This is a genomic window from Aliiroseovarius crassostreae (assembly GCF_001307765.1).
Taxonomy (GTDB): Bacteria; Pseudomonadota; Alphaproteobacteria; order Rhodobacterales; family Rhodobacteraceae; genus Aliiroseovarius; species Aliiroseovarius crassostreae.
Window position 1 is genome coordinate 432,744 of record NZ_LKBA01000006.1, and the last position, 19,293, is coordinate 452,036.

The window sequence follows — 19,293 nt, forward strand, 5'->3', positions numbered from 1 at the left end:
GCCCCTGGCCCCTGCGACAAATTGATCATTGTCAATTCAGAGGCAGATTTTTGCTGCTAGGACCCGAAGGACCTGATGCAGGAGATCCCAGTCGTGCGTACCCACCCGTCCTTTCCCAGCCTGCGCCATTACCTCAACTGGTGCCGCGAGAGCGGCCAGTTTCAGAGCATTTCCGATCCGGTTTCAATCCGCCACCAACTGACCGCCGTGCATCGTCAGGTGCTGGAACACGGCGGGCCGGTTTTGCAGTTTGATCATCCGGTGGCGGAGGGGGCTGGACCACTCATGCCTGTGGTGACAAACCTGTTCGGCACAACCGCCCGCGTGGCCGCCGGGCTGGGCATCGGACTGGAACACGTGCCCGAGCTTGGCGCATTCCTGGCGGCGCTGCGTGCCCCCACCCCACCCGAAGGCATGCGTGATGCGCTGTCACGCTGGCCGATGCTGAAAGCGGCCCTGGCAACCCGCCCCAAAACGGTGCGCAAAGCCGCCGTGCAGGAGGTTATCTGCGAAGGCGACGCGGTCGATCTGGCCTCGATCCCCGTCTGCACCCACTGGCCCGGCGATGCGGGCCCGCTGATCACATGGCCCATTGTTCTGACCCGCCCCCAAGGCAGCTCTGCCGAGGATGTGGCGCGCTACAACGCGGGCGTCTATCGGGCGCAGGTGATTGGCCGCGACAAAATCATCATGCGCTGGCTGGCCCATCGGGGCGGCGCGCATCATCACGCAAGCTGGGTCCGGGCGGGCGAGAAGACCCCCGTTGCAATTGTGCTTGGTGCAGACCCAGCAATGCTTTTGTCAGCGGCCCTCCCCCTGCCTGAAAACGTGTCCGAGCTGACATTTTCCGGCGCATTGAACGGCCAGCGTCCCCGGCTGGTGCCGGCCCGGACCATTCCGATGATGGTGCCCGCCGAAGCCGAGATCGTGATCGAGGGGTATGTCTCCCCCACGGAGATGGCCCCGGAGGGACCGTTTGGCGACCACACTGGCTATTACAACAATGCCGAGGATTTCCCGGTCCTGACCGTGACCGCGATCACCCACCGCAAGGATCCGCTGTATCTCTCCACCTATACCGGCCGTCCCCCCGATGAACCGGCCATCATTGGCGAGGTTTTCAACCAGCTGGCATTGCCCACCATTCAGGCACAGATCCCCGAGATCCACGACCTCTGGCTGCCACCAGCGGCCTGTTCCTACCGGATGGCGGTGATTTCAATCCGCAAACGTTATCCCGGTCAGGCGCGCCGGGTGATGATGGCGCTTTGGGGGATGCTGGCACAGTTCAGCTACACCAAGATGATCATCGTCGTGGACGAGGATATCGACCCGCGCAACTGGGATGACATCTCCTGGGCGCTGGCCACGCGGATGGATCCGTCCCGCGATGTGATGATGGTGGAAAACACACCGATGGATTATCTGGATTTTGCCTCTCCCGAGCCGGGGCTTGCGGGGAAAATGGGGATAGATGCCACCAATAAGCTGGGGGCAGAAACCCGCCGCGAATGGGGCACCGTCATGCAGACCGCCCCCGAAGACGCCGCCTTTGCCACCGACCTTCTGGCACGGGTGATGCCGGAGATGACATCATGAAACAGCGGGTGATATTGGGTTTATCGGGCGCCTCGGGCGCCGCCCTCGGCCTGTCGGTTGCACGACAGCTTGCACAAATGGAGACGATGATCGACCTTGTGGTCAGCCCGGCGGCAGAGCGCACCCTGGCGGAGGAATGCGGCGCAGGAGCTCTTGACGAACTGCGCACGCTTGCCGCGGTCCATTACGATGTGCGCAATATTGGCGCCAGCATCGCCTCGGGATCCGTGCCCGTGGCCGGGATGATTGTCGCCCCCTGCTCCATGCGCAGCCTCGCGGCGATTGCCAATGGTCTGGACGATAACCTGCTGACCCGTGCGGCCGGGGTGCAGCTCAAGGAGCGACGCAAACTGGTGCTTCTGGCGCGCGAGGCCCCGCTGACACTGGCCCATCTGCGCAATATGACCGCAACCACCGAGATGGGGGCCATTATCCTGCCGCCCGTTCCCGCCTTTTACCTCAAACCGAGCAGCGTGGATGACATCGTAACGCAGATTGCCGCCCGTGCGATTGACCTGCTCCGACTGGGGGCTGCGCAGGCACAGGCCTGGTCGGAAACGTAACTTCGGTCCGGCACCGGGGCGCGTGGCCGAAGCCCCCCCTGCACGTTACTCTTTTGGAAACTGGTCGCGGAACTCGGCCAGGGTCAGGTCGCGCAGGGTTACATAGCCCACCACCAGATCCATCTCGGTCACCAGCGCGTGGGTCGCCTCAAGCCGGGTCAACAGGCGGATCGCATAACGCGCCTGCATCGCGGCGGACACGGTCAGGGTGGGTTTTTCCATGATCTCGTAAATGCTGACGCGGTTTGGATTGCGATTGCGCGAGATCACATCCCGGCCAATCATGCCGATGGTGATCAACCCATATTCATCCGCGTCATCCCGCTTGCCGATCACCAGCGCGTCCACCCCGGTTTCTTCCATGATTTCCAGTGCCTTGCGGGTTGAAGACAGCCCGTCCACCACACGCGGATCCGGCTGCATGGCATTGCGCACACGGGTCACTTCCGGTTGGCTCATAGCTCATCCTCCTTCAGCACATCACACAGAGCAGCCACCTGAGTTTCCAGCCCGATCGCATCTTCGATATCAATCTGGAACACCACACCGCTGCCCGGCTCCTCACAAAAAGCGCCGACGTCGGCAACCGCGTCCATGATTGAGGCCGCCTTGTGCTCTTCTACCAAAAACAAGGCCATATCGCGCTGACCGGCAACGGTCAGACCCAGAAAGGTCTTTTTCTGTTTCAGCCCTTCACCGCGCACAGAGGTGATCACGCTGGCCCCGGTGGCCCCGGCGGCGCGGGCGGCATCCAGCACCGTGTCGGTCTTGCAATCCTCAACCAGGGCAATGATCAATTTGAATTTCATGGCGCATCCTCTCTGTCGCCTTTGATGACTTGTTTCATACCATTACGTCGCGCGTTCCATTCCACAAGCTGCGCATAGCCCATAACCGTGATCATCGGGAAGAGGCTGGCCAGCGCCACCAGCCCAAACCCGTCCAGCACCGGGCTGCGACCCGGCACGGTCGAGGCCAGCCCCAGCCCAAGCGCCGCCACCAGCGGCACGGTCACGGTAGAGGTGGTCACCCCCCCGCTGTCATAGGCCAGCGGCACGATCATCCGCGGCGCCGTCATGGTCTGGGCAATAACAATCACGTAGCCGACGATCATGTAAAGATAGAGTGGCGTCCCTGTGACAATTCGGTAGGTGCCGACCGCCAGGCTCAGCGCCACACCAATCGCCACAGCGATCCGCAACCCCCAGGCGCTGACCGCCCCGCCTGAAACATCCCGCGCCTTTAACGCAACGGCGATCAGCGAGGGTTCGGCAATGGTGGTGGAAAACCCGATGGCAAAGGCAAAAAGATAGGTCCAGCCATGAGCGCTCCAATCAGCCGGATTGCCGATAAAAGACGGATCCGTCAGCTGCCGCGCCATGCTTTCGCCAATCGGGAACAGCGCATGTTCAAGGCCAAACAGGAACAATCCAAGGCCCAGAACCACGTAAACCGATCCAAGCAGGACCTGCCGCAGATGCGGCACCGGTTTACGCAGCACAACCACCTGGAAAAACGCCAAAATGACCGCGATGGGCAGAATGTCCAGCACCGTGGACAGGATGGTTCGAATGAGGTCTGCAATCATCCCGTCTCTCCTCCGGCAACGGCCACGATGCCAAAGCCCAACACGAAAATGATCGGCAGAAGAGAGGCAAAGGCCACCAGCCCGAACCCGTCAATCATCGGGTTGCGCCCCTTGATCACAGAGGCCAGCCCCACCCCCAGCGCGGTGGTCAGCGGCACGGTCACGGTTGAGGTGGTCACGCCCCCGCTGTCATAGGCAATGCCGATGATTTCAGGCGGTGCAAACCAGGTCATGATCACGACAATCACATAACCGCCGATGATCAGATACTGAATGGGCCAGCCCAACAGGATACGCAACACGCCAATCACCAGCGAGGCCCCCACCGCAACCGCAACCGTATAGCGCAGCGCATCTGCATAGGCGTTCTGCGCGGCAGGCTCATCCGCCACGGCGCCGATCATGCTCATGGTGCGTGCGGCTTCTCCGGTGACGGCAATCAGTGCGGGTTCCGCCACGGTGGTGCCGAACCCCAGCGCAAAGGAAAAAAGCAACAGCCAGAACAGGTTACCCTTGTTGGCAAAGGCATCTGCAAGGCTTTCCCCCAGTGGAAACAGGGCAAGCTCCAGCCCGCGGATGAACACGGCCAGTCCGATCATCACGAACAAAAGCCCGATCAGCTTGGTCGAAATGTCATCAATCGGCTGCTTCAGCACCAGAAACTGAAACACCGCCACCACGCCGACAATGGGCGCAAGGTCGCGCGCCGTGTCCAGCGTCAGGCGGGAAAGAGCCTTGAATTCAGCGATCATGGGCGGGTGCTCAGCCTCGGTGTCTTATTAAACAATCTAGCGGACAGGCCCGCTTATGAACATGTATCAGATCAAGGTAAAAGATTTGTGCCGGGGGGGAAAGGAAACTATGCGCGAAAACTGCGCCGTGGTTGCGGATTTGATACGCCTGCTGCGCCCGCCTTGCCGGAAGAAAAACTTGCCGACAGGAAAAAGGGCTGTCCGCAAAATGCGCACAGCCCTTGTTGTCTTTTCCGTCCCGTCCAATCCAGTCGGTCCGGTCAGGCGTGTCAGCCGCCGAAATCATCCAGCATGATGTCTTCGCGATCTACCCCCAGCTCCAGGAGCATATTGATCACCGACGAGTTCATGATGGGCGGGCCACACATGTAGAATTCGCAATCTTCCGGCGCCGGGTGGTCCTTGAGATATTCATCATGCAGCACGTTGTGGATGAAGCCGGTATAGCCGGTCCAATCATCCTCGGGCATCGCATCCGACAGGGCCACATGCCAGGTGAAGTTCGGGAACTCCTTGGCCAGTTCGTCGAAATCTTCGACAAAGAACATCTCGCGCTTGGAGCGTGCCCCATACCAGAAGGTGATCTTGCGATCCTTGTTCTTGAGGCGCTTCAATTGGTCAAAGATATGCGAACGCATCGGCGCCATACCGGCCCCGCCACCGATGAACACCATTTCCTTGTCGGTCTCACGGGCGAAGAACTCACCATAGGGGCCGGAAATGGTGACTTTGTCACCGGGTTTGAGGTTGAAGATGTAAGACGACATCTTGCCCGGCGGGATGCCCTCGGCCCCCGGGGGCGGAGAGGCAACACGGACATTGAGCATGATCATGCCCTTTTCATCCGGGTAGTTGGCCATCGAATAGGCGCGCTCGACCGGCTCATCCACGACGCTCTCATATTGCCACAGATTGAACTTGTCCCAGTCTTCGCGATACTCGTCTTCGATGTCGAATTCAGTATAGCTCAGCTTATGCGCGGGCGCCTCGATCTGGATATAGCCCCCGGCGCGGAAATTCACATCCTCGCCTTCGGGCAGATCCAGCACCAGCGCCTTGATGAAAGTGGCGACGTTTTCATTGGAACGCACGGTGCATTCCCACTTTTTCACGCCGAACACTTCTTCGGGGACTTCGATCTCCATATCCTGCTTCACCGCCACCTGACAGGACAGGCGGTCGCCACAGGCCGCTTCGCGCTTGGTGATGTGGCCTTCCTCGGTCGGCAGGATCGAGCCGCCGCCGGAATGCACCTTCACCCGGCATTGGGCACAGGTGCCGCCACCACCGCAGGCGGAAGGGACAAAGAGCTTCTGTTCCGCCAGCGTCTGCAACAGTTTGCCACCAGCAGGGACCGAGATGGTTTTCTCGCCGTTCACGGTGATGTTCACATTGCCGGTCGAGACCAGTTTCGACCGCGCGGCGAGGATGATTGCCACCAGCGCCAGCACGATCAGGGTGAAGAGGATGATACCTAGGCTAAAAGTTTCCATGTCTTCCCCCTCAGAGTTTCACGCCAGAGAAGGACATGAAGGCCATTGCCATCAGCCCTGCGGTGATGAAGGTGATCCCCAACCCTTGCAGGCCATCGGGGATGTCCGAATACTTCAGCTTTTCGCGCACCCCGGCCATTGCCGTGATCGCCAGCGCCCAGCCAAAGCCCGACGACAGACCGTAGGTCGCAGCCTCGGCAAAGTCATAGCCCCGCTCAACCATGAACAGCGACCCGCCAAGGATGGCGCAGTTCACGGTGATCAGCGGCAGGAACACACCCAACGCGTTGTAAAGCGGCGGGAAATACTTATCGAGCACCATTTCCAGGATCTGCACCAGGGCTGCAATCACCCCGATATAAGAAATCAGACCAAGGAAGGTCAGATCCACATCGGGAAACCCGGCCCAGGCCAGCGCACCGGGCGCCAGCAGGTAGCTCAGGATCAGGTTGTTGGCCGGTACGGTAATCGCCTGAACGATCATCACCGAAATGCCCAGACCGATGGCGGTCGAGATCTTTTTCGACACGGCAATGAAGGTACACATGCCAAGGAAAAAGCTAAGCGCAAGGTTTTCAACAAAGATCGCCTTGACGGCAAGTGAGATGAGCCCTTCCATCAGTGCCCCCCAACGTTCTGAATTTCATATTCACGTTCCTCGACCTGCGCAGGCTTCCATGTGCGGAAGGCCCAGATGATCAGACCGATGATGAAGAATGCCGATGGCGGCAGCAGCAAGAGGCCGTTCGGCACATACCAGCCACCGTTATTCACGGTTTCCAGGATGGTCACACCAAACAGGCTGCCCGAGCCAAACAGCTCACGCACAACACCGACCAGCATCAGGATCAGCCCATAACCCAGACCGTTGCCGATCCCGTCGATGAAACTGTCGACCGGCGGGTTCTTCATGGCAAATGCCTCGGCCCGGCCCATCACGATACAGTTGGTGATGATCAGGCCAACAAAAACCGACAGGGTTTTCGAAATCTCAAACGCATAGGCCTTGAGAAGCTGGTCCACCAGGATCACGAGGGACGCGATGATCACCATCTGCACGATAATGCGGATCGAGCCGGGAATGTGGTTGCGAATCATCGAGATGAACATCGAGGAGAACGCCGTCACAAAGGTCACGGCAACCGCCATCACAAAGGCCACCTGCAGCGACGAGGTCACCGCGAGCGCCGAACAGATCCCCAGAACCTGAAGCGCGATCGGGTTGTTATCGAGCAATGGGTCGATCAACATATCTTTGCGTTTATGCGCCATCAGATGTTCCCCGCTTTCAGATTTTCCAGAAACGGCTTGTAACCCGCTTCACCCATCCAGAAATTGACAAGGTTATTCACCCCTGCCGTGGTCAGAGTGGCCCCGGCCAGCGCATCCACATGATACTCCGCCCCGGCGGCCGGCATTGCCTTACTCACGCTGATCTTCAGATCTCCGCTCGCATCCGCCAGCTTTTTGCCTTTCCACAGTGCCTTCCAGCGCGGGTTGTCCACCTCGGCCCCAAGGCCCGGCGTTTCCGCATGTTCGTAAAACTGCAGACCAAAGATGTCATTGCCGTTCTCTTCCAAGGCGATATAGCCGTAAAGCGTCGACCACAGGCCATAGCCGTGCAGCGGCAAGATCACCTTGTCGATGGCGCCAGCCTCGTCGCGCAGCAGATAAACGGTCACGAACTGCCCCTGACGGCCAATCCCTGCGGGGTCGTCCTCCAGCGCAACCGAGGTCGCGGGGTCATCGGCGGCCTTGCGGTCATCAAAGCTGGCCGGATCAAAGGCGTCGGTGAAGGCCCCGGTTTTCAGCTCCAGAACCTGTGGTTCAAAGGCCGCAAATGCCTCCAGAACATCTACGTTCGGGTCATAGATCCCGGCGACCTGCAGAATGTTGATCTGCTTGTCTTTAAGCGCATTCACCACCTGCAACGGGCGCAGGGCCACGGCGGCGGCGGACACGACCATCGAGGCCACAAGGCAAAGGGTCACGGCCACGAAAACGGTTTTGGCAACGGAATCTGCGGGCAGATCCAGGAACCGGCGGATCGCGCCCTTCGGCGCAGTGTCGTTTTGAAGATCGTTAGGCATTTCGCTTCGCCCTACGTTTGATATTGGCCTGAACAACGAAGTAGTCGATCAACGGCGCAAAGACATTGCCGAACAGGATGGCGAGCATCATGCCTTCCGGGAAGGCCGGGTTCACAACGCGGATCATCACCACCATGAAACCGATCAGGGCGCCATAGAAATAACGGCCCATATTGGTTTGAGCGGCCGACACAGGCTCGGTGACCATGAACACCAGACCAAAGGCGTACCCGCCAACAACCAGATGCCAGTACCACGGCATGGCAAACATCGGGTTGGTGTCCGACCCGATCCAGTTCAAGAGCGTCGAAAACCCGATCATCCCGATCAGGCAGCCCAGCACCAGACGGTAGTTGGCAATGCGGGTGGCCAGCAGGAAAACAAGACCAATCAGCGCCGCCAGGGTCGACGTTTCCCCCATCGAGCCAGGAATGAACCCAAGGAAGCTGTCCCACCATGTCACGCCACGCGCGGCAAGTTCCTGAAAACCATCCGCGGCAGAGACAGCCAGCGCGGTTGCCCCGGTGAACCCATCCACCGGCACCCAGACACTGTCGCCCGACAGTTGCGCGGGGTAGGCAAAGTAAAGGAACGCCCGGCCGGTCAGCGCCGGGTTGAGGAAGTTCTTGCCGGTGCCGCCAAAGACCTCTTTACCGATCACCACACCAAAGATGATGCCCATCGCCACCTGCCACAGAGGCGTGGTGGCCGGAAGGATCAGCGCGTAAAGCATCGAGGACACAAGGAAGCCTTCGTTCACCTCGTGTTTGCGCACGGTGGCAAAGATCACTTCGAAAATGCCGCCCGCCACGAGGGTCACGATATAGATCGGCAGGAAGTAAAGCAGCCCATGCAGCATATTGGCCAACGGATTGGCGGCATTAAAGCCAATGCCCAGCGCTTCAATGATGCCCGCGCGCCAGCCCGAGGGGCCAAATTCGGCAATCGCAAGGTTGCTCTGATAACCCGTATTATAAAGAGCCATCAGAATGCTGGGGATCGTGGCAATGACCACATAGGTCATAATCCGCTTCATATCCACGTAAGACCGCGCATGCGGTGCCACGGTGGTCACGGTTTTCGGTGTATAGACGAAGCTCTCCACCATCTCGTAGATGGGATAATACTTCGCCAGTCTGCCGCCCTTTTCAAAATGCGGCTCGATCCGATCGAAAAAGTTTCGCAAGCCCAAGGTTTACCCCTCCTTCTCGATCTTCGTCAGACAATCGCGCAACGCGAGACCGTATTCATATTTCGCCGGACAGGCAAAGCCGATCAGACCAAGATCCTCTTCGTCCAGCTCTAGTGCGCCCAGCGCCTGCGCCTGATCGGTATCCATCACCAGCATCGCGCGCATCAGCTGCGTCGGCAGGAAATCCTGCGGCATCAAGGTTTCGAACGTGCCGGTCGGCACCATCGCACGGCGCCCCCCGTTCAGGTTCGATGTCAGCGGGAAGGTGCGCCCCGACAGGCGCGCAAGCGCAGAGCCCAACACCGGTTGCACCGCGTATTTCGAAAACATCGGACGGATCCAGCCCATCGGGATCTGTTTCTGATCCTCTTCGATCAGGGTGATCTGGCGTGCATAGCGGCCCAGATAGGCGCTTTCACCCGCGCCCGCGCGGCCGCTCAGAACAGAACCGGAAATCATCCGCACCGGCAGATCCGCGGGCAGGTCACCCGCCGCCAGATCCGCCATCGACGCACCAGCCACCGTGCGCAGGAGACGAGGATCCTTGCAGACCGGACCGGCCAGAGCAATCACCCGGCGCGCGTCATATTCACCAGTCAGGAGCAGGCGACCAATCATGATCACGTCCTGATAGGAGATGGTCCAGACGGTCTTGTCCGCGCGGGGCGGTTCCAGGAAATGCATATGGGTGCCGGAAAGCCCCGCCGGATGCGGCCCGGCAAAAGCTGCGGCCTCCACCCCGGCCAGATCCTGCCCCGGCAGAGAGGTTCCATCGCTGTGACACAGATAGGTCTTTCCGTCCGAGAGCGAGACCACTGCCTCAAGCCCGCTGGTGAACGCCTCTGCCTCTTCGGCAATGATCAGGGCCGGGTCCGCAGCCAGCGGTTCGCTGTCCATCGCATTGACATAAATCGCGGCAGGACGCGTGTCCGGGGCTGGAGTCTTGGAATAAGGACGGGTGCGGAACGATGTCCACAGACCGGCGGCGCACAGACGTTCCACCACGCCCTCGGGTGAGGACACATCCCCTACCCCGGAAAAATCAACAGGCTCGGCTGCGCTCTCATCCACCTCGATCTCGATGCTGATCAACTTGCGCCGCGCGCCCCGATTGATCGCAGAGATCCTGCCGGTCACAGGGGAAACCACCTGCACATCAGGCATGTCCTTGTTGACGAGCACAGGGGCACCAGCCCCAACCACATCACCCACCTCAACGGGGATACGTGGCTTCCACCCAAGATAGTCATCTCCAAGGATACCGACACGACGCAGTTCAGCCCCGTTTTCGATGTCAACCCTTGGCGCTCCGGATATAGGGATATTCAATCCCTTGCGTAGCAAGAAACGCTGCACAGTGTTCCCCTCTTCAGATTGGCTGGGTAGCTTATGCAATGAGATTGCCCTGGGTGAAAGTGGTCATTTCCCCTCTTACCCAAACTTTTTTGGTTGAATTGAACCGCAATGTCGCACAAAAGCGCCTTGTTGTAGTGCAAAACGACCGATCCGTGACCGAAAGGGGTTTCCACGTGCCTGATCTGACCAAATTCTCACGCCGCAGTTTCCTTCTGATGCCTCTGGCTTTTGCAGCCTGCAAACCATCGCAGGCCTTCTACAAGCTGACCGGCCTCACCATGGGCACGGTCTACAACGTGGTTGCCCGTGATCCGGGGAACGGGGTGAGCGAAGCGGACATTCAGATTGCCATCGACAGTGCCCTGGCCAAAGTGAACCAGCAGATGTCGAACTGGGATCCGAAATCCGAAATCTCGCGCTTCAATGCGCAGACCGGCACCGCCCCGGTCCAGGTCTCTGCCGATCTGTCCAATGTGATGCAGGCCGCGGAACAGGTGCATGTGGCCAGCGATGGTCGTTTCGACACCACAATCGGGCCGCTGATCGAGCTTTGGGGCTTTGGCGCTCCGGGGGCACAGGCCACGCCCGACATGACGCAGATTGCCGAGGCCCAGGCGCGTTCAGGTCACGCGAACACGCTGCAGGTTGGCACCAATGCGCTGCAGAAAACCCGCACTGACGCACAGGTTTATCTGGCGGCCATCGGCAAAGGCTATGGCGCTGACATGGTTGGCAAGTCGCTGGAAAAACTCGGCATTTCGGACTACATGGTGGAAATCGGCGGCGATCTTTACGCCTCAGGCCGCAATGAGGCCGGCCTGCCCTGGCAGATCGGGATCGAGAAACCCGCAGCCCTTTCCGGTGGGATGCAGGACGTGATCGGCGTTTCGGGTCTGGGCCTCGCATCCTCCGGCGATTACCGCAACTACTACGAAAAAGACGGTGTGCGCTACTCGCATGTGATCGACCCGAAAACCGGCCACCCGATCACCCACAAGACCGCCTCGGCCACGGTGCTGGCAGAAAACTCGATGCTGGCAGATGCCTGGGCCACGGCGATGCTGATCCTGGGCCGCGAGCGTGGTCTGGAAATCGCAGAAGCCCACAAACTCGCCGTGCTGTTCATCGACCGCGACGAAGCGGCAAGTGATCTGCGGTTCAAAACCTCGGCCAGCTCGCGTTTTACCGCGCTGACCGCCTGACAGTTTCGAGATCAAGCCGCGACCCGGCTTGATCTCCGCCTTGCCCGCCCCGATATGATATAGGGACACGCGGCAAGACCTGCCCGACAAAAAGAGGCGCACCGAAATGACCACCTTCTTCATGACTTTCGCCATTTTGCTGATTGTGATGCTGGGCATGGCGCTCGGGGTGATTCTCATGGGGCGCACCATCAAGGGAAGCTGCGGCGGGCTGAACGCAATCAGCGGCGCGGATCATTGTCTGGTCTGCAACAAGGAAATCGACCCGGACAGCCCCCTGCGGGACCGGCTGGAATGCCCGCGCAAGCGCGAGGCCCGCGAAAAGGCCGAACGGCTGGCTGCCGGCAAGGGCTGATACCCCTCCCGCCCTTCACAACATTCGCGACCAGCGACTGAGTTATCCCGCCGACAGCGGCACAAACGCCAGCACGGCCAGCGCGCTTGCGGCCAGCCCCCCAAATACCCAAAGCTGCCAGCGTGGCCCTTCTGCCTTCCACACACGGCGATACTGATAGCCGCACAGGCAGGCCAGAACAAAGATGATCGTCGCCCAGAACGAGCTCAGCATCAGGCTATCTGTCGCAACTTCCATGTTTTTTCTCCGCTTTCCGATATTTGGGTTATGCTGAAACCATACGAGAATGACAATCCGTTCGGGAAGGAGAGGCCGCCATGCCGACATCTTATCAATCACCGATGCGCGGAGATGACAAAACTCCGCACACCCACAGTCAGAACACACGCAGCATTCAGCGGGTCGAAAAATCCCACATCCACACGATTCTGGATCACAAAGGGCATGAGGTGATCACCACCTCGCCGACAGCCAGCGTCCGTGACGTGGTCGCAATCCTGCGAGACAAACGCATTGGTGCCATCGTGGTGATTGATCCGGAAGGGGAGCTGGTCGGCATCCTGTCGGAACGTGACATCGTGCGGGCCCTTGCGGATCGCCCGGATCACACCCTGCCGGGAAAGGTTCAGGAGCTGATGACGACGGATGTTCAGACCTGCAGCCCGGATGACAGCAGCGAATCCGTTCTGACGCGCATGACCAAGGGCCGGTTCCGGCATATGCCGGTGATCGAGGGGGGACAGCTGGTCGGATTGATCTCCATCGGCGACCTCATTCATCAAAAGCTGCTGGAACTCGAACACGAAGCTTTGCAACTGAAACAGCTGATTGTCGGGTAAGGCCCTGATCCCCTGCCCTGCGACAGCGGTATGTGGCGCGTAACTTCTCATTGATACGAGGTGACGATGGAACGAGGCTGGCCCTCAAGAGGGTCGAAACCTCTTCACCTGTGAACTCAGGCATGCGTGTCTGCACCGGAGTGTTCTTTCCGGCTAGCATTGATGAACTTGCTGCGCTGCACGGCATACATCCATGGACATTACGGCGGCGGATTGGAGAGTTAGAGGGGAGCAGTTGACGAGACGTCATGTGCTGTTTGGAGTGTCATTTTAGCAGCCAGTTGCGTTTTTCCGGCGTATCCGCGCTCTAAGATGACAGCGATTACCCCCTGATTTCAGCGGCCTAGCGCAATTTGTTGACTTAACATCACCGCCGTGATACTAATCATACATGTTGGAAATTTCAAAAGGCGATATCTTAAAAAGCCTCAAGCGTGACAACCCATGGTGGGAAGCTGCCTACGAGATTCCTCTCAGCCCGACAGAGAAAAAGCGGGCCTATTTCACTCCATTCACGCAGCTCGCACTGGATTGGGGCGTTCGGCGCTCAACAATTCTCATGGGACCACGCCGTGTTGGCAAGACCGTAATGCTGCGCCAGATGATCGAACAAGCCATTTCAGATGGTTTCGACGGTCAAAGCATCCTCTTCGTCTCCATCGATACACCGCTTTATAGCGGTATGCCGCTGACGCGCCTGATCGAACTATTTGAAGAAGTCACTGCGCACGATCCAAATGAGCGCCGGATTATCGTTTTTGACGAGATACAATATCTCAAGGATTGGGAAGTTCACCTTAAGGTGCTGACCGACCAATATCCCGACACGCGATTTATTGCATCTGGCTCTGCCGCAGCCGCCTTGCGATTAAAGAGCCAGGAATCCGGTGCTGGTCGATTTACTGACTTCTTCTTGCCCCCACTGACATTCGCAGAATTTCTGGCATTTCGAGACCTTGAAGACGAACTGATCGAAGTTGCCCAGTCTGGTGCCACCTTGCGCTTTGCGACGCCCGACATCGAACGCTTGAACATTGAGTTCATCAATTACCTAAACTTCGGCGGCTACCCAGAGGCCGTATTGAACGAGCGCATTCAATCTGACGTTCAGCGCTATCTGGGGCGAGATATCATCGACAAAGTTTTGCTGCGTGATCTCCCCAGCCTCTACGGTATTCAGGACATTCAGGAGTTGAACCGGCTCTTCACCACAATCGCCTATCACACAGGGCAAGAAATCAGCCTCGATGGGCTGGCACAAAGCTCGGGCGTTGCGAAAAACACGATCACAAAATACCTCGATTACTTAGAAGCGGCGTTTCTGATCGTGCGCGTGCGCCGTGTCGATGACTCAGGTAAAACGTTCCAGCGGATGCGCCATTTCAAGGTCTACTTGACCAACCCGTCGATGCGTTCGGCCTTATTTGCCCAGCTTTCTGATGGCGACCAAGCCATGGGGGCAATGGCCGAAACGGCGATTTTCAGCCAGTGGTTTCATTCTGGCCTGATGAAAAACCTGCACTATGCCCGTTGGAAAAAGGGGCGCACAGAACTGGAAGTTGATTTGGTCCGTGTTGATCCTGCGCGCCTCAAGCCGACATGGGCATATGAGATCAAATGGTCGGATCGGTTTGCGGATCAGCCGGGCGAATTGCGCGGTCTCATCGAGTTTGCCAAGCGCAACTTCGGCGAAGAAATCCCAGCGGGAGCCACCACCAAAACGATCACGCAAAATAGCGAAATCGACGGGATTGCCATCCGTCATTTCCCTTGCGCACTGCATTGCTACCAGGTTGGTAAAAATGTTGCGGAAGGCCGCGCGCCATAGCGTGCGGCGAAAACCAACAACCGTTGCTTTGATTGCCGTCTAATTTGTAAACTTTGGGTTTACAAAATAGACCATCCATAAAGTCGCTTATCAAAACAAACTCAATTGGCGGGCAGCTGCTTCATTACGTTTCCACGTTTCCGACTGCGCCGCATGATCCAGCCACGCCATGACATAGTCTACAGGTGTGCCAATATCTGCGATCTGCTCAGTTGTGGCAGTTCGAGCACCGCGCGAAATGGCGGCTTCTGCTGGGGGAATGACCCTGACTGCGGATGGTCGATTACTTATCGGTCAGGCGCAAGCCACGGGTCCAACAAACGTTCGTTCAAACACCGCCTCCGTTGTTGTCGAAACTTCTCTGTTCTCTGAAGATGCCATCTCATTGACGGGTATCTCTGCCGAAGTGACCGCAGGGGCCACCTTGGCGTCCGCAACAGACCTGACAATTACGGCTGATACGGTCACGCTTGGGGCTGACGCGCTTGCCGCAGCAGGTATGGACGCAGATGGAAATCTCAGAACAACGGGCGATCTGTCCGTAACGACCGGCATCCTTGCAGCAACTGATGCAAGCCTTGCGGCTGCTGGTGACGCATCACTGACCATCGATGAAATTCTGAACATGCCGCGCACGCATCAAGTGCTTCAAGTCACGGGGGTGGGGACATGGATTTGTCCCAAGGTGCGGCAAAATGAGATCGCCCCGACTTGCTTCATGCTCGGTGAAAATCACGTTGAGGGCGGACGGCTGGAACCTGATCCGAAGGTCACTCTCCCGACTGGATTGGAGGACATTCAATGAGAGTAATTCGTTTTTTTATCTGGGTCGGGCTGCTGGCCATCATTCTGATGATCTGGAATGGCGCGGGTTCACCCTATGTGATCTGGAGCTATTCCTACCATGACAACGGCACCAGCGATCCCTTTGCGGATCGTTACTACACGAGCTGCACCTTCACCAACTTCCGCACCTCCGTCACGCAGCCTGCCCGTGCAGGGCGCTGTGGCTGGGTCAAGTGGATCAGCAGTGGAGCGGTTCAATGACAGGATCAATGCACCGATTGGATGTACAGCGCATCAACTGGCTCGGGAATGCTTGGCGGCAAACTGAAACACTTGGTCAACTCAACGCGCACCATAGCTTTGAGGCAATCCAGGATCAGGCTTTGTTTGACTGTGCCCTTGGCAATCAAACCGTCGCAATGCTCCCGATCTTCGATCCCGAAGATCCGGTAGGGTGCAACTGTCTCCCACAGTTCGACATAGCACAATGGGGCCAACCATTCTTCCACCTCTTCAATGTCTTTAAAAATTACCATCTGAGCAATCTATCAGATCGCTGTTTTGCAACGCAAATTTCTGACGCAAAGGGGCTTGCCCATGAGCTTTGAAACCGACACCGCCATGCAAAACATGTATCGGGATGCTCTGATGGAGCAAACCGTCAGAAAATTGCAGACCGATCCCGATTGGCGGCGTTTTCGCGCCATCACGGACGCGGCCCAACGCCAAACTGCCGAAGAGAATGAGAGCTACAAGGCGGATTACGCGCTGCGGGTAGATAAAGCGCGCCAAGACCTGATCCGCAAAGCTGGGGCTAAGACCTTTGATCATCCAACGCCTTATGGCACGGATCGCTTCAACAAAGACTACATCAACAGGCAAGCTCAGAAAATCGTGCGCCACGAACACGAGGGCAAACTGCATTCGATACGTGAGGCTGAGGTCGCAGGGTACGAGGCGCTCGGTGAGGACATCCGCTCACGCGGTCGGCTGAAAGATCATGCGCGTGACGACTTTGCCCGCGCGGTTGATCGGCGATCTGGCCAGGATAGGCGCATGCCAGGTCCTGAGCGATGACCTGCCATCCAATGACCATCTGGAAGCACCAAAATGACCAATTAGGGCAGGTATTGTGACGTAAACAAACGGCAACGAAAGGACATAAAATGAATACCGGATATATTGACCCGAAACGCCAGGAAGCTCGACAAAGCTACACCGGCAGCCGCCTAACGGATAGCCAGTTTGATGAGGCCTGGAATATTTCGAGCATTATCAATCGTGAAATCCACAGAACAGGATCGTTCCGCGAAAAGCTTACAGACTTTGCTCACGCATTTGCGCGCAATGAGAAGTTCGACGCCATGCGCGGAGAGACGATCTTGCGCGATATCTACAGCGCGCGCTATGGCGAAAGCATGAATCAGACCCGTGAAGGGCTGATGGAATGTGAGGCGACGTTGCGTGACACTGGCGATGATCAAGCCCTGCATCACGCGCGTATGGTTGAAACGCTAATCCAGGATGGGCCAACCATGCCCTTCTATCGCGCTTACGATATTTCGGCGGTGGAAATGGCACGACAGCATGGCGTTACCGAGTCCGGCGCGAAATCCATGATGAAAGAAGCCTTTGAAAAGGCTGAGGGGCGCGATCTCTACATTTCGGGCAAAGAACTCGAAGAACGGCATCACAAGCCAGTTCACGAGGCTGAACGCGCCATTCAGCGGTCCGACCGGCAACGCCAACGCACAGGGCCACAGATGTAAAACCCAATAAGTTGTTGCAACAATTGGGAAAATATGCCTATCATGTTCCCTTTTTATTCATGCGCAAGGGCCGCGCATGATCGGAACATAGGAGTAAGAAAGAGAGCAGAGATGAACGAACCCGCACCACACCATCCATCAAAGACACCAAGCCTCCGCTTCAACTGGCAGGATTGGTTGCCATATTTTGACGACCCGGATGTTCCGCTGGATCAGAAACGGGAATTGATCGAAACGCTGTGGTCGCTCGTGTTGTCTTTCGTGGATTTGGGGTTTGATCTCAATCCAACCCAAATCTCCTGTGGAGAAGAACTGGACCTCAAGGCCCTACTTGAGGCGGCTGTGCTATACTCCGACCAATCAAACATTAAAAATACCGCTGACCAAGGCGGAGAAAGGGAGGCGTCATGAGCCAGAAAACAATCACCAAAGCCGTCATTTACTGTCGGGTATCAGGGGCCAAGCAGGTTCGTGAAGGCGATGGGCTCGCGTCCCAGGAAAATCGCTGTCGAGAATACGCGACCTATAAGGACTACGATGTTGTTGAGGTGTTCAAGGATGATATGTCGGGCAAGTTCGAGCGCCGTCCGGCGATGGATCGAATGCTGGCCTTCCTGCGGTTACATCCCAAAGACTCGGTTGTTGTCATCATCGACGATATCAGCCGATTTGCCCGCAATGTGCAGGCGCATATCGCGCTGCGTGAAACCCTGAGCGATGCTGGCGGCATCCTGGAAAGCCCATCCATCGAATTTGGCGAAGACAGTGACTCGCGACTGGTTGAGCACATGCTGGCATCAGTGGCGCAGCATCAGCGCGAGAAGAACGCCGAACAAACGTCCAATCGTATGAAAGGGCGGATGATGAACGGCTATGCCGTATTTGCGGCTCCCATCGGCTACACATACAAGAAAACCGGTTCTCACGGGAAACTTCTTACACGCGATGAGCCCGTCGCCTCGATCATCGCCGAAGGACTTGAGGGGTACGCCAATGGTCGCTTTTCCTCACAGGCAGAACTGCGACGCTTCTTCGAAAGCCAACCCGATTTTCCGAAGGACCTGCCGGGTGGGAAAATTCGCCAGCAAAAGGTCAGCGATATCCTGAACCGTGTTATCTACGCTGGTTACGTCGAACACGAGCCATGGGGCATCACGCGCCGCAAGGGATACCACGAGGCGCTGGTGTCGCTAGAAGTCTTTGAGAAGGTGCAGGCGCGCAAGAACGAAACCGCAGTCGCCCCCAAGCGTAAAGACATCAACGAAGACTTCCCCCTGCGAGGGGCTGTCGTGTGCGGTTGCTGTGAACGTCCAATGACGGCTTGCTGGTCAAAGAGCGCCACTGGCAAACGCTATCCATATTTCTGGTGCCAGACGCGCGACTGCACCGAATATCGCAAGAGCATTCGCGGCGAAAAAATCGACGATGGTTTTGAAGAGATCATGCGCGGCATGGCCCCTAGCCGAAATCTGCTCGAACTGGCGATGGCGATGCTCAAGAACGCTTGGCAGCAACGTATTGATCAGGCTGTGAATGCCAACTCGTCTCTCAAGAGGCAGATTACTGATCTTGAGAAGCAGCAAGATACGCTGATCGAACGCTTGGTCGAGACTTCAAATCCAAAGGTCCTGGCTGCGTTTGAGGGTAAAATCGCGAAACTTGAAGAAGACAAGCTGCGACTGAACGACAAACTGACCCAGAACCAGCAACCCAAAGCAACAAAGGGTGAAATTTTCGAACTTTTGAAAGGCTTTCTGTCAAGCCCTTGGAATCTTTACGAGAAAAGCTCTCTCAACACCCGAAAAACCATTCTCAAAACGGCTTTCAAAGCACCTTTGGCATATGACCGTAAAACCGGGTTTCGAACTCCGCAAACATCTG

The 19,293-nt window shown here is 57.5% G+C and carries 24 protein-coding genes and 1 pseudogene; 12 read left to right on the forward strand and 13 right to left on the reverse strand.

What is annotated here, in order from left to right:
* The first annotated feature begins 93 nt into the window (after window positions 1-93).
* On the forward strand, window positions 94-1,599 hold the full coding sequence (locus AKJ29_RS08450) for a UbiD family decarboxylase (protein WP_055190519.1): 1,506 nt from the start codon (window positions 94-96) through the stop codon (window positions 1,597-1,599).
* Entirely contained in the window at window positions 1,596-2,162 is a 567-nt protein-coding gene (locus AKJ29_RS08455) for a UbiX family flavin prenyltransferase (protein WP_055189823.1), read from the forward strand. The genes AKJ29_RS08450 and AKJ29_RS08455 overlap by 4 nt, the downstream gene beginning before the upstream one ends.
* A 45-nt stretch (window positions 2,163-2,207) precedes the next feature.
* On the opposite strand, the gene AKJ29_RS08460 is transcribed toward AKJ29_RS08455, so the two are convergent.
* From AKJ29_RS08460 to AKJ29_RS08505, 10 genes are all read right to left on the reverse strand, one after another.
* The gene (locus tag AKJ29_RS08460) at window positions 2,208-2,621 is read right to left on the reverse strand and encodes a CBS domain-containing protein (protein WP_055189825.1); all 414 of its coding nucleotides are present in this window, start codon (window positions 2,619-2,621) and stop codon (window positions 2,208-2,210) included.
* Window positions 2,618-2,971, reverse strand: coding sequence for a P-II family nitrogen regulator (locus AKJ29_RS08465; RefSeq protein WP_055189827.1), 354 nt, complete (start codon window positions 2,969-2,971; stop codon window positions 2,618-2,620). The genes AKJ29_RS08460 and AKJ29_RS08465 overlap by 4 nt, the downstream gene beginning before the upstream one ends.
* Window positions 2,968-3,750 carry a DUF1538 domain-containing protein gene (locus tag AKJ29_RS08470; protein ID WP_055189829.1) on the reverse strand — a complete coding sequence of 261 codons (783 nt, stop codon included), beginning with the start codon at window positions 3,748-3,750 and terminating at the stop codon, window positions 2,968-2,970. Before AKJ29_RS08470 ends, AKJ29_RS08465 begins: the two co-directional genes overlap by 4 nt.
* Window positions 3,747-4,502, reverse strand: coding sequence for a DUF1538 domain-containing protein (locus AKJ29_RS08475; RefSeq protein ID WP_055189831.1), 756 nt, complete (start codon window positions 4,500-4,502; stop codon window positions 3,747-3,749). Before AKJ29_RS08475 ends, AKJ29_RS08470 begins: the two co-directional genes overlap by 4 nt.
* Before the next feature lie 269 nt (window positions 4,503-4,771).
* On the reverse strand, window positions 4,772-5,995 hold the full coding sequence (gene nqrF, locus AKJ29_RS08480) for an NADH:ubiquinone reductase (Na(+)-transporting) subunit F (RefSeq protein ID WP_055189833.1): 1,224 nt from the start codon (window positions 5,993-5,995) through the stop codon (window positions 4,772-4,774).
* A 10-nt stretch (window positions 5,996-6,005) separates the two neighbouring features.
* The gene (nqrE, locus tag AKJ29_RS08485; RefSeq protein WP_055189835.1) at window positions 6,006-6,614 is read right to left on the reverse strand and encodes an NADH:ubiquinone reductase (Na(+)-transporting) subunit E; all 609 of its coding nucleotides are present in this window, start codon (window positions 6,612-6,614) and stop codon (window positions 6,006-6,008) included.
* Window positions 6,614-7,267 (reverse strand): NADH:ubiquinone reductase (Na(+)-transporting) subunit D, encoded by a 654-nt coding sequence (locus tag AKJ29_RS08490; RefSeq protein WP_055189837.1) that lies wholly within the window; start codon window positions 7,265-7,267, stop codon window positions 6,614-6,616. The genes nqrE and AKJ29_RS08490 overlap by 1 nt, the downstream gene beginning before the upstream one ends.
* On the reverse strand, window positions 7,267-8,085 hold the full coding sequence (locus tag AKJ29_RS08495; RefSeq protein WP_055189839.1) for a Na(+)-translocating NADH-quinone reductase subunit C: 819 nt from the start codon (window positions 8,083-8,085) through the stop codon (window positions 7,267-7,269). Before AKJ29_RS08495 ends, AKJ29_RS08490 begins: the two co-directional genes overlap by 1 nt.
* Window positions 8,078-9,277, reverse strand: coding sequence for an NADH:ubiquinone reductase (Na(+)-transporting) subunit B (locus AKJ29_RS08500; protein ID WP_055189841.1), 1,200 nt, complete (start codon window positions 9,275-9,277; stop codon window positions 8,078-8,080). The genes AKJ29_RS08495 and AKJ29_RS08500 overlap by 8 nt, the downstream gene beginning before the upstream one ends.
* 3 nt (window positions 9,278-9,280) lie before the next feature.
* On the reverse strand, window positions 9,281-10,633 hold the full coding sequence (locus tag AKJ29_RS08505) for a Na(+)-translocating NADH-quinone reductase subunit A (RefSeq protein ID WP_055189843.1): 1,353 nt from the start codon (window positions 10,631-10,633) through the stop codon (window positions 9,281-9,283).
* 173 nt (window positions 10,634-10,806) lie between these two features.
* Between AKJ29_RS08505 and AKJ29_RS08510 the strand changes: the two genes are divergently transcribed.
* Together AKJ29_RS08510 and nqrM are read left to right on the forward strand one after the other, a co-directional pair.
* Entirely contained in the window at window positions 10,807-11,835 is a 1,029-nt protein-coding gene (locus AKJ29_RS08510; protein ID WP_235477359.1) for an FAD:protein FMN transferase, read from the forward strand.
* Between the two features lie 106 nt (window positions 11,836-11,941).
* A complete protein-coding gene (gene nqrM, locus AKJ29_RS08515; protein ID WP_055189845.1) occupies window positions 11,942-12,190 on the forward strand; it encodes a (Na+)-NQR maturation NqrM in 249 nt (82 codons plus the stop codon).
* A gap of 42 nt (window positions 12,191-12,232) precedes the next feature.
* Here the strand turns inward: nqrM and AKJ29_RS08520 are convergent, their stop codons facing one another.
* The gene (locus AKJ29_RS08520; RefSeq protein ID WP_055189847.1) at window positions 12,233-12,427 is read right to left on the reverse strand and encodes a hypothetical protein; all 195 of its coding nucleotides are present in this window, start codon (window positions 12,425-12,427) and stop codon (window positions 12,233-12,235) included.
* A gap of 80 nt (window positions 12,428-12,507) precedes the next feature.
* Between AKJ29_RS08520 and AKJ29_RS08525 the strand changes: the two genes are divergently transcribed.
* The 4 genes from AKJ29_RS08525 to AKJ29_RS08540 all read left to right on the forward strand — a co-directional run bounded on the left by AKJ29_RS08525 (window position 12,508) and on the right by AKJ29_RS08540 (window position 15,904).
* Window positions 12,508-13,029, forward strand: coding sequence for a CBS domain-containing protein (locus AKJ29_RS08525; protein WP_055189850.1), 522 nt, complete (start codon window positions 12,508-12,510; stop codon window positions 13,027-13,029).
* Between the two features lie 391 nt (window positions 13,030-13,420).
* Window positions 13,421-14,857 carry an ATP-binding protein gene (locus AKJ29_RS08530; RefSeq protein WP_055189852.1) on the forward strand — a complete coding sequence of 479 codons (1,437 nt, stop codon included), beginning with the start codon at window positions 13,421-13,423 and terminating at the stop codon, window positions 14,855-14,857.
* Between the two features lie 259 nt (window positions 14,858-15,116).
* Window positions 15,117-15,662, forward strand: coding sequence for a hypothetical protein (locus AKJ29_RS08535; protein WP_055189854.1), 546 nt, complete (start codon window positions 15,117-15,119; stop codon window positions 15,660-15,662).
* Entirely contained in the window at window positions 15,659-15,904 is a 246-nt protein-coding gene (locus tag AKJ29_RS08540) for a hypothetical protein (protein ID WP_055189855.1), read from the forward strand. The genes AKJ29_RS08535 and AKJ29_RS08540 overlap by 4 nt, the downstream gene beginning before the upstream one ends.
* 5 nt (window positions 15,905-15,909) lie before the next feature.
* On the opposite strand, the gene AKJ29_RS08545 is transcribed toward AKJ29_RS08540, so the two are convergent.
* Complete coding sequence (locus AKJ29_RS08545; RefSeq protein ID WP_055189857.1) at window positions 15,910-16,179, reverse strand: hypothetical protein; 270 nt, start codon at window positions 16,177-16,179, stop codon at window positions 15,910-15,912.
* Between the two features lie 61 nt (window positions 16,180-16,240).
* Between AKJ29_RS08545 and AKJ29_RS08550 the strand changes: the two genes are divergently transcribed.
* The 4 genes and pseudogenes from AKJ29_RS08550 to AKJ29_RS08565 form a co-directional block, all read left to right on the forward strand.
* Window positions 16,241-16,720 carry a hypothetical protein gene (locus tag AKJ29_RS08550; protein ID WP_055189859.1) on the forward strand — a complete coding sequence of 160 codons (480 nt, stop codon included), beginning with the start codon at window positions 16,241-16,243 and terminating at the stop codon, window positions 16,718-16,720.
* Between the two features lie 89 nt (window positions 16,721-16,809).
* Window positions 16,810-17,412 carry a hypothetical protein gene (locus AKJ29_RS08555; RefSeq protein ID WP_055189861.1) on the forward strand — a complete coding sequence of 201 codons (603 nt, stop codon included), beginning with the start codon at window positions 16,810-16,812 and terminating at the stop codon, window positions 17,410-17,412.
* 111 nt (window positions 17,413-17,523) lie between these two features.
* The gene (locus tag AKJ29_RS08560; protein ID WP_139231438.1) at window positions 17,524-17,823 is read left to right on the forward strand and encodes a hypothetical protein; all 300 of its coding nucleotides are present in this window, start codon (window positions 17,524-17,526) and stop codon (window positions 17,821-17,823) included.
* Window positions 17,820-18,791 (forward strand): annotated as a pseudogene (locus AKJ29_RS08565) (recombinase family protein); the annotation flags it as partial. The gene AKJ29_RS08560 and the pseudogene AKJ29_RS08565, both read left to right, overlap by 4 nt.
* On the opposite strand, the gene AKJ29_RS20000 reads toward AKJ29_RS08565, so the two are convergent.
* Window positions 18,741-18,995 carry a hypothetical protein gene (locus AKJ29_RS20000; RefSeq protein ID WP_235477367.1) on the reverse strand — a complete coding sequence of 85 codons (255 nt, stop codon included), beginning with the start codon at window positions 18,993-18,995 and terminating at the stop codon, window positions 18,741-18,743. The pseudogene AKJ29_RS08565 and the gene AKJ29_RS20000 sit on opposite strands and share 51 nt — an antisense overlap.
* Window positions 18,996-19,293 lie beyond the last annotated feature (298 nt).